Annotated in this window: 12 protein-coding genes and 1 pseudogene; 10 read left to right on the forward strand and 3 right to left on the reverse strand. The window is 67.4% G+C overall.

The genetic code is table 11. From position 1 onward, the window contains the following. From AC1DU6_RS08310 to AC1DU6_RS08320, 3 genes and pseudogenes are all read right to left on the reverse strand, one after another. Positions 1 to 535 (reverse strand): annotated as a pseudogene (locus tag AC1DU6_RS08310) (hypothetical protein); the annotation flags it as partial. A gap of 165 nt (positions 536 to 700) precedes the next feature. After that, a complete protein-coding gene (locus tag AC1DU6_RS08315) occupies positions 701 to 1,288 on the reverse strand; it encodes a chalcone isomerase family protein (RefSeq protein ID WP_477856648.1) in 588 nt (195 codons plus the stop codon). 40 nt (positions 1,289 to 1,328) lie between these two features. Further along, positions 1,329 to 2,885, reverse strand: a complete 1,557-nt coding sequence (locus tag AC1DU6_RS08320) for a methyl-accepting chemotaxis protein (RefSeq protein ID WP_457323998.1) — start codon at positions 2,883 to 2,885, stop codon at positions 1,329 to 1,331. Positions 2,886 to 2,927: 42 nt separating this feature from the next. Here AC1DU6_RS08320 and AC1DU6_RS08325 point away from each other — a divergent pair, with 42 nt between their 5' ends. From AC1DU6_RS08325 to AC1DU6_RS08370, 10 genes are all read left to right on the forward strand, one after another. Continuing rightward, entirely contained in the window at positions 2,928 to 3,275 is a 348-nt protein-coding gene (locus tag AC1DU6_RS08325) for a hypothetical protein (protein WP_457323997.1), read from the forward strand. 40 nt (positions 3,276 to 3,315) lie between these two features. Then, complete coding sequence (locus tag AC1DU6_RS08330; protein ID WP_056203596.1) at positions 3,316 to 3,747, forward strand: division/cell wall cluster transcriptional repressor MraZ; 432 nt, start codon at positions 3,316 to 3,318, stop codon at positions 3,745 to 3,747. A gap of 11 nt (positions 3,748 to 3,758) precedes the next feature. Beyond that, positions 3,759 to 4,715: a 16S rRNA (cytosine(1402)-N(4))-methyltransferase RsmH gene (rsmH, locus tag AC1DU6_RS08335; protein ID WP_477856651.1), complete on the forward strand. Its 957-nt coding sequence runs from the start codon at positions 3,759 to 3,761 to the stop codon at positions 4,713 to 4,715. A 1-nt stretch (position 4,716) separates the two neighbouring features. After that, positions 4,717 to 4,980, forward strand: coding sequence for a cell division protein FtsL (gene ftsL / locus AC1DU6_RS08340; RefSeq protein WP_056202886.1), 264 nt, complete (start codon positions 4,717 to 4,719; stop codon positions 4,978 to 4,980). Next, a complete protein-coding gene (locus AC1DU6_RS08345; RefSeq protein WP_477856653.1) occupies positions 4,977 to 6,764 on the forward strand; it encodes a peptidoglycan D,D-transpeptidase FtsI family protein in 1,788 nt (595 codons plus the stop codon). The genes ftsL and AC1DU6_RS08345 overlap by 4 nt, the downstream gene beginning before the upstream one ends. Continuing rightward, positions 6,764 to 8,230 carry a UDP-N-acetylmuramoyl-L-alanyl-D-glutamate--2,6-diaminopimelate ligase gene (locus AC1DU6_RS08350; RefSeq protein ID WP_457323963.1) on the forward strand — a complete coding sequence of 489 codons (1,467 nt, stop codon included), beginning with the start codon at positions 6,764 to 6,766 and terminating at the stop codon, positions 8,228 to 8,230. Before AC1DU6_RS08345 ends, AC1DU6_RS08350 begins: the two co-directional genes overlap by 1 nt. Continuing rightward, entirely contained in the window at positions 8,227 to 9,609 is a 1,383-nt protein-coding gene (locus tag AC1DU6_RS08355; protein WP_477856655.1) for a UDP-N-acetylmuramoyl-tripeptide--D-alanyl-D-alanine ligase, read from the forward strand. The genes AC1DU6_RS08350 and AC1DU6_RS08355 overlap by 4 nt, the downstream gene beginning before the upstream one ends. Next, the gene (gene mraY / locus AC1DU6_RS08360) at positions 9,599 to 10,777 is read left to right on the forward strand and encodes a phospho-N-acetylmuramoyl-pentapeptide-transferase (RefSeq protein ID WP_056202895.1); all 1,179 of its coding nucleotides are present in this window, start codon (positions 9,599 to 9,601) and stop codon (positions 10,775 to 10,777) included. The genes AC1DU6_RS08355 and mraY overlap by 11 nt, the downstream gene beginning before the upstream one ends. Positions 10,778 to 10,781: 4 nt before the next feature. Beyond that, entirely contained in the window at positions 10,782 to 12,461 is a 1,680-nt protein-coding gene (gene murD / locus AC1DU6_RS08365; protein ID WP_477856657.1) for a UDP-N-acetylmuramoyl-L-alanine--D-glutamate ligase, read from the forward strand. A gap of 73 nt (positions 12,462 to 12,534) precedes the next feature. Beyond that, positions 12,535 to 13,262 (forward strand): FtsW/RodA/SpoVE family cell cycle protein (locus AC1DU6_RS08370; protein WP_477856658.1); only part of this gene is annotated, 728 nt, incomplete at its 3' end.

Raw genomic sequence — 13,262 nt, forward strand, 5'->3', positions numbered from 1 at the left:
GCTCGCGCAGCGGGCGGAACAGGCGCGAGTTCAACAGCCACAGCACCAGGGCCAGCGAGGCCAGCAGCTGGCCGCCGACGGTCGCGCCATAGAGCCAGCGCTGGCGCAGCACGGCCGTCGTGCTGAGGTGGTCGTCGATCTCGATCTGGATGTGGCCGATGCGTGTCGCGCCGCGCAGGATGTCGCGCTCGCCGGTCAGCGTCTGGCCCAGGCGCCGCTCGGGCAGGTGGTTCTCGATAAAGGGCAGGCCCTGGGACGCGTCGCTGACGCTGACGCGCACGACCTCGGGCGACTTGACGATGGCCGACACCACCTCCCGTGCGGCCACGGCGTCCAGGTTCCACAGCAGCTCGGGCAAGCTGCTGGCCAGCACGTCGAGCTTGGCGTCGAGGTCGCGCTGCAGCGCCTGCTCGGCGACCTTGGACTCGCGCAGGCCGATGAAGAGGCCGCCGACGATGAGGGCCGGCAGGAGCAGGCCGATGCTGGCGCCAAGAGCCAGGGCGGCAAAGAGCGATGACGAGGGCTTGCGACTCAAGATGAACTCATTGGTGCACCCTTGGCGCGGTGCGCTGTCCCGCCAAGCGGGAGCTGAGCGCCTTCGGGCGGCCGGGCGGCGCTCATGCTGCCATGAGATTGGCGAGTCCACAGCGAAACGCGCCACGACGCGTGGCGACGTGGCGCGTTTCGTGGTGCACGAGCGTCAGCCTTTGCCCAGCAGAGCGGGCTTGAGCGAAGAGTCGACGGGCTTGTCGCCCAGCCAGATCTTCAGGATGGCATTGTAGAAATTGACGTCCTTCATCGGTTCGCCGATGGGCTTGCCGTTCAGGGCCATGACGGTGCCGGTGTCCGGAATCCAGTCCACGGTGATGACGTCACCCTTCTTGCCCTGCGGGATGTTGACGAAGGCCTCGCCGAACTGGGCCAGCTGGTTGACGAACTTGGAGCGCTCGGCCTTGTCGRTGTTGGCCGTGATGCCAGCCATGAAGGCCTGGCCCAGGTCGTCACCGGTCACCTCGCGCAGCAGGCCGAGGCTGAAGCGGCGCGGGCCTTGGGTGTCCAGCACGCCGGCCGTCGTGTCCTTCTTCTCGGGCAGGTAAAGCACCAGGGCATAGACCTTGACCACGATGCGCACGCGCACACCGGCTCCGTTGACCTTCAAGTCCTTGCCGGCGACCTTGACGGTGTCGTCGAACTTGAGGCCGGCCACTTCGATGGCTTGCGCCGCGCCGCCCAGGCCGAGGGCGAGGCCCAAGCCGGCAATCCATCGGCTGGCGTTGTTCGTCTTCATGCAGTCTCCTGATCTTTTGAGGATGGGGATGATCGCGCCTTCAGCGCGCCGCCTCGAGCTTGAAGAGGCTGACGACCTCCTCGAGGCCATGGGCCTGATCGCGCAGCGAGTCGGCGGCAGCGGCGGCTTCTTCCACCAGTGCGGCGTTCTGCTGCGTGCTCTTGTCCATGTCATGGATGGTATGCGTGACGCGCTCGATGCCGGAACTCTGCTCGGCGCTGGCATGGGTGATCTCGCCCATGATGTCGGTCATGCGTTGCACGCTCGCCACCACGCCCTGCATGGTGTTGCCCGCCTGGGCGACGAGCTGGCTGCCCTGGGCCACCTTCTCGACCGAATCGCTGATGAGGCGCTTGATCTCCTTGGCCGCGTCGGCACTGCGGCCGGCGAGAGACCGCACCTCGCCAGCCACGACGGCAAAACCGCGGCCCTGCTCGCCGGCCCGCGCGGCCTCCACGGCGGCGTTCAGGGCCAGGATGTTGGTCTGAAAGGCGATGCCGTCGATGACGCTGATGATGTCGACGATCTTCTTGCTTGATGCGTCGATGCTGCTCATGGTCGTCACGACCTTGGCCACCACGGCGCCGCCTTCGCCGGCGACCTGCGAGGCGGCCTTGGCCAACTGATTGGCCTGTTGGGCGTTCTGCGCGTTCTGCTGCACCGCGTCGGTCAGCGTCTTCATGGCCGACAGTGTCTGCTCCAGCGATGCGGCCTGGGCCTCGGTGCGCACCGACAGGTCCATATTGCCGCTGGCGATCTCGCTGGACGCCGAGGCGATGGACTCGGTGCCCTCGCGCACGCGGCCGACGATGCCCTTGAGGCTCTCGTTCATGTCATGCAGGGCCTGCAGCAGCTCGCCGGTCTCGTCGCGGCTGCGCACCTCGATCTCGCTGGTCAGGTTGCCCGAGGCCACCTTGCGTGCCACAGCGACCGCGCCGCGCAGCGGGTTGACGATGCCACGCGTGATCAACACACCGGTCAGCACGCTGGCGGCGATGGCGGCCACGGCCAGGCCGAGCAGCAGCAGGGCTGTCTTGTTGGCCACGCGGTTGGACTTCTCACCGGCCGCATCCATGCCGGCGTTGCGAGCCTCGACCAGCTTCTCCAGCGCGGTCATGTACTTGACCTGGGCCGCGCGCACCGAGAACTGGAACTTCAGCGGCGCGCCTTCGGTATCGCCGGACGCCACTGTCTTCACGAACGACGCCTGGGCCGGCAGGAACTTGGCGCGGGCTTCCTTGACCGCCTTGAGCTGCTCCTGGCTGGCTTCATCGGTCAGCAGCGGCTCCAGCTCGGCCATGGTCTTTTCATGCGCGGCCATCTGGGCGGCAACCGTGTCCAGCTCCTTCTTGATCTGTTCTTCGCCGCTCATGATGAGCGTCGTCATCATGCCGCGCACGGCGTCGCCCAATTCGCCCTTGGCCTTGTTGGCCAGGGCCACGGCCTTGTAGTCGGTGCTCAGTAACTGGCTGATCTCGCCGTTCAGGGTCTGAATGCCGAAATAGCCCAGGCCGGCCATGGTCATCAGGCAGGCGATCACGACGGCAAAGCCCGCCGCGAGGCGCTGTCCGATGCGCATATGGGACAAGAAATTCATTGGGGGCTGCCTCGGTTTTGATATTTGGTAGGAGCCCCCGGTTTGAGTTCTTGGCTGAAGGGGCTGAAACAGCATGAAATTTCAGCAGAAATCACCCGGGGCGAGTGCATTCTGAGCGGCCAGCCGGCGAGGCTTGCCGTGATTTGTGCGGCAAAACCCTGTCAGACATGGCTTGCGACGGTGGCCCTGGGGCGGGCGATTCAACCTTGGGGCAAACGCCACATCGCAAACGCCCATCACTTCAAGCAGCACTTCTCAATATCTAAGCAAGTCCTTATTTATGAACAAGATTTTTTACTGGCGCTGTATAAATTAACAGCGATTGCTAAGTACTTGATTTCATTGAAAAAACTTGTGCCGAACCTTGACCCGGTGAGGTCTGGCCCTTAAAGTGGGAGGAAGTGTCGTTTCGTGGTGAAAAGTGTCGGAAATCGTCTTTCAGGGTGCCTCCAACTTGGCCTTAGATGCCAAGGGCCGCCTGAGTGTGCCCAGCCGACACCGGGAGGTGCTGCAGCTGATCTGCCAGGGGCGCCTGACCGTCACCAAGCACCCCGATGGCTGCCTGATGCTGTTTCCGCGCCCGACCTGGGAGCTGTTCCGCGACAAGGTCGCCGCCCTGCCGATGTCGGCTTCGGGCTGGAAGCGTGTTTTCCTCGGTAACGCGATGGACGTCGACATCGATTCGGCGTCGCGCGTGCTGGTCTCGCCCGAACTGCGCAAGAGCGCCGGGCTGAAGAACGACGTGATGCTGCTGGGCATGGGCAGCCACTTCGAGCTCTGGGATGCCGAAGCCCATGCCGCCCACGAGGCCGAAGTGATGGCCGGCCCGCTGCCCGACGCGCTCAAGGACTTCAGCTTCTGATGGGCGCCGAGATGAACGAGAGCGCCCAGTTCAGCCACACCACCGTGCTGCTGAATGAGGCGGTCGACGGCGTGCTCGCGCGGCCCGACGGCGTCTACGTGGACGGCACCTTTGGCCGCGGCGGCCATTCGCGCGCGCTGCTGGCCCGGCTGGCGCCCGAAGGCCGCCTCATCGCCATCGACCGCGACCCCGAGGCGATTGCCGCCGCGGCGGCCATCACCGACCCGCGCTTCTCCATCGTCCACAGCGCCTTTGCCGACATGGCCGAGCAACTGGCAGCGCTGGGTGTTCATCAGGTGGATGGTGTGCTGCTGGACCTGGGTGTGTCCAGCCCTCAGATCGACAACCCGGAGCGCGGCTTCAGCTTTCGCTTCAACGGCCCGCTGGACATGCGCATGGACACGACGCGCGGCCAGAGCGCGGCGGACTTCCTGGCCCGTGGCGACGAGCGCGACATTGCACGAGTGATTCGAGACTATGGCGAAGAACGGTTTGCTTCACAGATTGCAAAGGCGGTTGTTGCTTGCCGGGAAGCCGGCACGCCGCTCACGCGCACCGACGAGCTGCGCGAACTCGTGGCTCGCACGGTCAAGACCCGCGAGCCCGGCCAAGACCCGGCGACCCGCACCTTTCAAGCCCTTCGGATTCATGTCAATGGCGAGCTTGAGGAGCTTGAGCAGGGCCTGAACGCCGCTTTGCGCCTGCTGGCGCCAGGCGGCCGGCTGTCCGTCATCAGCTTCCATTCTCTGGAAGACCGGCGGGTCAAGCAGTTCATCGCCGAGCGCAGCAAGGCCGTGTTCGACCGCCGCGCGCCGTTCGCCGAAGCCGCGCCGCTGATCCTGAATGCGCTGGGCCGCATCAAGCCCAGTGATGCCGAGGTGGCTGCCAATCCGCGCTCACGCTCGGCCGTGTTGMGTGTGGCGGAGCGCACCGACGCGCCGCTGCCGCCCGTCACCTCCAGGCGCTGACGTGGCGAAAGTCAATTTCATTCTCATCCTGGCCGTGCTGGCCAGTGGCGTCGTCCTCGTGCACAGCGCCTACGAGTCGCGCCGCCTGTTCGCCGAGCGCGACAAGGCCAAGGCCGAGGGTCAGCGCCTGGCTGCCGACGCCGAGCGCCTGGCCGCCGAGCGCCATGCGCAGGCGACCAACTTGCGCGTCGAACAGGTGGCTCGGGAGCGCCTGGGCATGCGCGTCATCAGCCCGGCCGTGGTGGCGTCGGGAGTCGCCCAGTGAGCAAGGCCAACAAGTCCGGCGCACGCGCCCTCGGCTCGGGTCGTGGCGTCAGCTATTCCACCAGTCCGCTGCTGGCGTCCAAGACGCCGCCCTGGCGCTCGCGCTTCCTGGTCGCTCTCGTCGGCCTGGCCTTCCTGGGCCTGCTCACGCGAGCCGTCTGGGTGCAGGTGCTGAACACCGACTTTTTCCAGAAGCAGGGCGAGGCCCGTTACGCCCACACGCTGGAGCTGCCGGCCAGCCGCGGCCGCATCAACGACCGCACCGGCCAGGTGCTGGCCGCGAGCGTGGCCGTGCCGTCGATCTGGGCCATCCCCAAGGAAGTCGATGCCGACGCCGACAAGCGCCGCGCGCTGGCCAAGGCCCTGGGCCTGTCGAACAAGGAGCTGGAGGCCAAGCTCAACCCCGAGACCCGCTTCGTCTGGCTCAAGCGCCTGGCCGACGACGAGACCGCCGCACGCGTGAAGGCCATCGGTCTGAAGGGTGTGTTCCAGGACCGCGAATAYCGCCGCAAATACCCCGAGGGCGAGGCCGCGGCGCACGTCGTCGGCTTCACCGGCGCCGAGGACCGCGGCCAGGAAGGCATCGAGCTGGCCTTCCAGAAGGAGCTGCAGGGTCGCGACGGCTCGCGCTCGGTCGTGCGCGACCGCCTGGGCCGTGTCGTCGAGGACATCGGCGACGTCGTGCCCGCCGCCAACGGCCACGACATCGACCTGTCTGTCGACTCCAAGGTGCAGTTCTTCGCCTACCAGCGCATACGCGACGCGGTGGCGGAGAACAAGGCCAAGGCCGGCTCCGTCGTCGTGCTGGATGCGCAGACCGGCGAGGTGCTGGCCMTGGCCAACTTCCCGAGCTATGACCCGGGCAACCGCCAGAACCTGTCCGGCGAGCAGCTGCGCAACCGCGCACTGACCGACGTCTTCGAGCCCGGCTCGACGATGAAGCCTTTCATCGCCGGCCTGTCGATGGAGACCGGCCGCACGACGCCCGACAGTCTCGTCGACACCGGCAACGGCAAATACGCCTTCCAGGGCGCCGTCATCAGCGACACCAAGCCGCATGGCGTGATCCCGGTGCGCGAGGTCATCAAGTTCTCCAGCAACATCGGCGCCACCAAGCTCGCGATGCAGATGCAGCCGCGCGAGATGCACGAGATGTTCACGGCCATCGGCCTGGGCCAGCGGCCGCAGATCAGCTTCCCCGGCGCGGTGACCGGCAAGCTGCGTCCCTACAAGACCTGGCGGCCCATCGAGCAGGCGACGATGAGCTATGGCTACGGCCTGTCGGCGTCGCTGTTCCAGCTGGCGCGGGCCTACACGGTGTTCGCGCGCGACGGCGAGATCGTCCCGGTCAGCATGCTGCGCCAGCCGCACGACCATCCGATCGCCGGCATCCGCGTGTTCTCACCCAAGGTCACGCAGGACCTGCGCCTGATGCTGCAGGCCGCCGCTGGCCCGGGCGGCACGGCGCCCGAGGCGCAGGTGCCGGGCTACAGCATCGGCGGCAAGAGCGGCACGGCCCACAAGCAGGAAGGCCGCGGCTACGCCAGCCACAAATACCGCTCCTGGTTCGTTGGCATCGCCCCCATCAGCAAGCCACGCATCGTCGTCGCCGTCATGGTCGACGAGCCGACCGCGGGCGTTTACTACGGCGGCAAGGTCGCCGGCCCGGTGTTCAGCCAAGTCACCGCCCAGACGCTTCGTTTGCTCGGCGTACCGCCCGACCTGGACGTGAAGAGCCAGATCGTGGCCAACCAGAAGGCCGTCGCGGTCGAAGAGAGCTTTTGATGCTGACACGCCTCAAGTCCCCCGATGCCGCCGCTCGCTGGCTGTCCGAATGGTGCACCGGCACACTGCGCACCGACAGCCGCCAGGTCCGCCCCGGCGATGCCTTCATCGCCTGGCCCGGCTATGCACGCGACGGGCGCGAGTTTGTCGCGGCGGCGCTGGAAGCCGGCGCCTCCACCTGCCTGGTTGAAGAGGCCGATGTCGAGCGCTTCGGCTTTGTCGATGCGCGTGTGGCCTCGCTGCCTGGACTGAAGGCCCGCACCGGCGAGATCGCCGCCACCTTCTTCGGCAAGCCGACCGACACGCTGGACGTCATCGCCGTCACCGGCACCAATGGCAAGACCTCGTCGGCCTGGTGGATCGCCCAGGCCTCGGCGCAGTTGGGCAAGCGCTGCGGGGTCGTCGGCACGCTGGGCATCGGCGAGCCGCCCAAGCTGGACTACAACGGCCTGACCACGCCAGACCCCGTGCTGCTGCAGGCGGCCTTCGCCCGTATGCGCGACGAGGCCTTCTCGGCCTGCGCCATCGAGGCGAGCAGCATCGGCATCGTGGAGGGGCGGCTGGCAGGCAGCGCCGTGCGCGTGGCGGTGTTCACCAACTTCACACAGGACCACCTCGATTACCACCGCACGATGGATGCCTACTGGGCGGCCAAGCGTGCGTTGTTCGCCTTCCCCGGCCTGCGCGCCGCGGTCATCAATCTTGACGATCCGCAAGGCGAGGCCCTCGCCGCCGAGTTGGTCGCCCTCGATGTCTGGACCACCGGCGTCGCACGCAGCGACGCGCGCCTGTCGGCCCGTGGCCTGCACTACACCGGCGAGGGCCTGGCCTTCACGCTGCATGAGGGCGAGGAAGCCATGCCGGTGCAGACCAGCCTGATCGGCGACTACAACGCGGCCAACCTGCTCGGCGTGGCAGGCGCTCTGCGCGCCCAAGGTGCTGCCCTGGCCGACGTGGCGCGCGTGCTGGGCCGCGTGACGCCGGTGCCGGGCCGCATGCAACGTGTCGGCAATGGCCGGGAGCTGCCCCAGGTGGTTGTCGACTACGCGCACACACCGGATGCTCTGGACAAGGCGCTGTCCGCCCTGCACGGCCTGGCCCAGGCGCGTGGCGGCGAGCTGGTCTGCGTGTTTGGCTGTGGTGGTGACCGCGACCGCGGCAAGCGGCCGCAGATGGGTGCCATCGCCGCCCGGTTGTCGGGTCGCGTCGTCATCACCACCGACAACCCACGCACCGAAGCGCCGGCACAGATCATGGCCGACATCGCCGTCGCTGCGCCCGAAGCCATCGTCGTCGAGGCCCGTGAGGAAGCGATCCGGGCCGCGGTGATGAACGCCGGCTCGCGCGACATCGTGCTCATTGCAGGCAAGGGTCATGAGGACTATCAGGAAGTGAATGGCGTGCGCCGGCCCTTCTCGGATGTTGGCGAAGCGCGCGCGGCGTTGCTGGAAAGGGCAGGTCTGTGAACCTGTTTTTGACGCTGTCCGAGGCTCAGGCGCTGCTGCCGGGATCGACTCTGATCGGCGACGGTGCGACCGGTTTTGCCCGCGTGCACAGCGACACGCGCACACTGCGGGCGGGCGACCTCTTCGTCGCGTTGCGCGGCGAACGCTTCGATGCCAACGACTTCCTCAGCGAAGCCAAGGCCTCGGGCGCCGTCGCCGCGCTGGCTGAACGCGGTCTGGCCGAAGCGGGCCTGCCGGGCCTGCTTGTCGCCGATGCGAAAGCGGCCCTCGGCCAACTCGCCGCCGCCTGGCGCCGCCAGCAGCAACTGCCCGTCATTGCCGTCACGGGCAGCAACGGCAAGACGACGACGACGCAGATGATCGCCAGCATCCTGCGCGCCTGGGTCGGCGATGCAGCCCTGGCTACCGAAGGCAACTACAACAACGACATCGGCGTGCCGCTGACGCTTTTGCGCCTGCGCCACGACGACGAGACCAGCCACCGCGCCGCCGTCATCGAGCTGGGCATGAACCACCCTGGCGAGATCGCACCGCTGGCCGCGATGACGCAGCCGACGGTGGCCCTGGTCAACAACGCGCAGCGCGAGCACCAGGAATTCATGGCCACGGTCGAGGCCGTGGCGCGCGAGAACGGCGCGGTCATCGGGGCGCTGGCCGCCAGCGGTTGCGCCGTCTTTCCGGCCGAGGACGCCTGCGCGCCGATCTGGCTGGAGCTGGCCGGTTCGCGCCCGCACCTGAGTTTTGCGCTGCGTGGCGAGGCCGACGTGACGGGCGACGCAGCCTGGATCGGTACGCACTGGGCGCTGGAGCTGCACACGCCCGCAGGCACCGCGCCGGTCGCGCTGCACATGGCCGGCGAGCACAACGTGCGCAACGCGCTGGCGGCGGCCGCCTGCGCGCTGGCCGCAGGCGCCCCGCTGGCCTCGATTGCCCAAGGCCTCGAAGCCTTCCGCGCCGTCAAGGGCCGCTCGGAACTGAAGACCGATGCGCGCGGCCGTACGCTGATCGACGACAGCTACAACGCCAATCCCGACAGCGTGCGCGCCGCCATCGACGTGCTGGCCGGCATGCCGGGCGAGGGCTGGCTGATCCTCGGCGACATGGGCGAGGTGGGCAACGACGGCCCGGCCTTCCACCGCGAGGTGGGCGCCTATGCGGCCGAGCGCGGAATCGCCCATTTCTGGACGGCCGGCGGCGCTGCCCGTGACGCCGCAGCGGCTTATGGCCCGGGCGCCCGTGCCTTCGACAACACGGCCGCGCTCGTTGCAGCACTCACAGAACAACCCAGCGTGGCCCAGACCCTGGTCAAGGGCTCGCGCTTCATGAAGATGGAACAAGTGGTCGCTGCCCTACAAACCGGAGACGCCCATGCTGCTTAGCCTCGCCCAGTGGCTGCAGGGCCTCTACCCCGACCTGGGCTTTCTGCGCCTTTTCCAGTACATCACCTTCCGCGCCGTGATGGCCGCGATGACCGCACTGCTGATCGGCCTGGCCTTCGGGCCCTGGGTCATCCGCCGCCTGACCGAAATGAAGATCGGCCAGCCCGTGCGTGCCTATGGCGTGCAGACCCACCTGGCCAAGACCGGCACGCCGACCATGGGCGGCGTGCTGGTCCTCATCGGCATTGGCGTGTCGACGCTGCTGTGGTTCGACTGGAGCAATCGTTTCGTCTGGGTCGTCATGCTGGTCACCATGGGTTTCGGCGCCGTGGGCTGGGTGGACGACTGGCGCAAGGTCGTTGACAAGAATCCGGAAGGGATGCGTAGCCGCGAGAAGTTCTTCTGGCAGTCGCTGATCGGCTTGTTCGCCGCCCTCTATCTCGCGTTCAGCGTGTCGGAGACGTCATTCCTCGGCGTCGTGCAGCTGTTCTTTCGCTGGGTGTCCAGCGGCTTCTCGACCGAGCTGCCGCCCAAGGCCGACCTGCTGATCCCCTTCTTCAAGACCATCAGCATGCCGCTGGGCGTGTGGGGCTTCGTCGCGCTGGCCTATTTCGTCATCGTTGGCACCAGCAACGCGGTCAACTTCACCGACGGCCTGGACGGCCTGGCCATCATGCCGGTCGTCATGGTCGGCTCCGCCCTGGGCCTGTTCGCCTACCTGACCGGCTCGTCGGTGTTCTCCAAATACCTGCTGCTGCCCTACATCCCGGGCGCCGGCGAGCTGCTGATCTTCTGCGCCGCGATGGCTGGCGCAGGCCTGGCCTTCCTGTGGTTCAACGCCCATCCCGCGCAGGTGTTCATGGGTGACGTCGGCGCGCTGGCGCTGGGTGGTGGCCTCGGGACGCTGGCCGTCATCACGCGCCAGGAGATCCTGCTCGGCATCATGGGCGGCATCTTCGTGGCCGAAGTGCTGAGCGTGATGCTGCAGGTCAGCTGGTTCAAGTTCACGAAGAAGAAATTTGGCGAGGGCCGGCGCATCTTCAAGATGGCGCCGCTGCACCACCACTTCGAGAAGAGCGGCTGGAACGAGACCCAGGTCGTCATCCGCTTCTGGATCATCACGATGCTGCTGTGCCTCGTCGGCCTGGCCAGCCTCAAGCTGCGGTGACCGCATGAAGCTGGACCTGCCGCAACTACTCGATCAGCGCGTGCTCGTGCTGGGCCTGGGTGACTCCGGCCTGGCGATGGCGCGCTGGTGCGCGGGCTTCGGCGCGAAGGTGACCGTGTGGGACTCTCGAGAGCAGCCGCCGCAGCGCGCAGCACTGGGCGAGTCGGCGCAGTTCATCACCGGCGAGCTGACGGCGGAGATGGTGGCGGGCTTCAACTCGGTGTTGAAGAGCCCAGGCCTGTCGCCGCTGGATGCGCGCCTGGCGGCTGTTTACGCCCACGGCCCCGCAGTGCGGGGCGAGCTGGATCTGTTCGCTGATTCACTGGCCGCGCTGAAGGCCCAGCACGGCTACGCACCCGCCGTGCTCGCCATCACCGGGACCAATGGCAAGACGACCACGACCTGCATGACCGGCCTGCTCGTCGAGCGTGCCGGCAAGCGCGTGGCCGTCGCCGGCAATATCGGCCCGACGCTGCTGGACACGCTGACCGAGGCCCTGGCCAAGGAGCCCGATCCGGCGCCGGTCGAAACGCCCGCTGAAGCCATTGCCGAGGCGATTGTGGACGCTCCCGTCGAAGAGACGGCCGAAGAGGCCGCGGTTCTTCCTGACGAGGACACGCCGCTGCCCATTGACCCACCGCCACCGCGCGGCCCGGTGTTCGAGACCCTGCCCGAGGTCTGGGTGCTGGAGCTGTCCAGCTTCCAGCTCGACGGCGTCAACGGCTTCGAACCCACGGCCGGTGCAGTGCTRAACCTGACCCAGGACCACCTCGACTGGCATGGCGACATGGCTGCCTATGGTCGTGCCAAGGCGCGCATCTTCGGTCGCGAGTCCGTCATCGTCGCCAACCGTGACGATGCTGAGGTCGAAGGACTGGTGCCGGCGCCGGTGTTCGTCAAGGGCAGCCGCGGCAAGCCCGGCCGCACGGTGTCGCGCCATGTCGTGCGCTTCGGTCTGAACCCGCCCAAAGTCGCAGGCGACTTCGGTCTTGTCGATGAAGGCGGCCTGACCTGGCTGGTGCGCGCCCTGGAGCTGGACCCGACCATCAAGCGCAAGAAGAGCGATGAGGCAGAGCCCCTCATCATCCAGCGCCTGATGCCGGCCGACGCGCTGCGTGTGCGCGGCCGCCACAACGCCGCCAATGCGCTGGCGGCACTCGCGCTGGCGACGGCGGCCGCCTGCGAGCTGGCCCCCATGCTGCACGGCCTGCGCGAATATCGCGGCGAGCCGCATCGCGTCGAGCCCGTTGGCAGCATCGATGGCGTCGAGTTCTTTGACGATTCCAAGGGCACCAATGTTGGCGCCACTGTCGCCGCGATCTCCGGCCTGGGTGCCGACCGCGCGCCGGCCAAGCTGGTCCTCATCCTCGGCGGCGATGGCAAGGGCCAGGACTTCGCGCCACTGGCCGATGGTGTTGCCCGCCATGCCCGCGCCGTGGCGCTGATCGGTCGCGATGCGCCTCAGATTGAAGCAGCGCTGGCCAACACCGGCATTGCCATGCAGCACCACGCGACGCTGGAGGCCGCCACGACCTGGTGCCTGCAGCAGGCCCAGAGCGGCGACAGCGTGCTGCTGTCCCCCGCCTGCGCCAGCCTGGACATGTTCCGCAACTACGCCCACCGCGCCGAGGTCTTCGTCGCCACGGTGCAGGGTCTCGCCGACGAACGCGGGGTGGCGCTATGAGCGCCGCGCCGGGCCGTCCCAAGCAAGCTCGCTCCCGCTCGGCGGGACAGCGCGCAGCGCGAAGGGTGCATCAATGACTGCGGTCTTGAACGGCTTCACCGCCAGGCTGCAGTCGCTCTGGAAAAAGAGCGACGCCGAGGATGCCAGCGTGCCGGTGCGCGACTGGGTGTCGACTTCGGCCGGCCGGCCGACGCAGTTGCAGGGCTTCGACATCACCATGGTGTGGGTGGTGCTCGCGCTGATGGCCTTTGGCCTCTTGATGGTCTATTCGGCCTCCATCGCGCTGCCCGACAACCCGCGCTTCGCCAAATACCTGCCGACGCACTTCCTGACGCGCCACATGATCGCCATCGGCTTCGCGCTGGTCGCGGGGCTCGTCACCGTGCAGATCCCCGTAGCCATCTGGGAGCGCTGGGCGCCCTGGGTTTTCGTCGCCGCCCTGGTGCTGCTGGTCGCGGTGCTGATCCCTGGCATAGGCAAGGTCGTCTACGGCGCGCGGCGCTGGATTCCGCTGGGTGTCATGAACTTCCAGCCCTCGGAGCTGGCCAAGTTCGGCATCGCCCTGTACGCGGCCAACTACATGATGCGCAAGATGGACGCCCGGGAGAACTTCTTCCAGGCCGTCACGCCGATCGCGATCTCGCTGGCCTTCATCGGCCTGCTGCTGCTGGCTGAACCCGACATGGGCGCCTTCATGGTCATCGCGGCCATCGCGATGGGCATCCTGTTCCTGGGCGGCGTCAACGGCCGCATGTTCCTGCTCATCACGCTGGTGCTGGTGGGAGCCTTCGTGTTGATGAT

The organism is Roseateles sp. P5_B10 (assembly GCF_056400485.1).

Bases quoted from the DNA above. Each gene is read 5' to 3' on its own strand.
- AC1DU6_RS08320 (WP_457323998.1), bottom strand. From the start codon at position 2,885: ATGAATTTCTTGTCCCATATGCGCATCGGACAGCGCCTCGCGGCGGGC.
- AC1DU6_RS08350 (WP_457323963.1), top strand. From the start codon at position 6,764: ATGCTGACACGCCTCAAGTCCCCCGATGCCGCCGCTCGCTGGCTGTCC.
- mraY (WP_056202895.1), top strand. From the start codon at position 9,599: ATGCTGCTTAGCCTCGCCCAGTGGCTGCAGGGCCTCTACCCCGACCTG.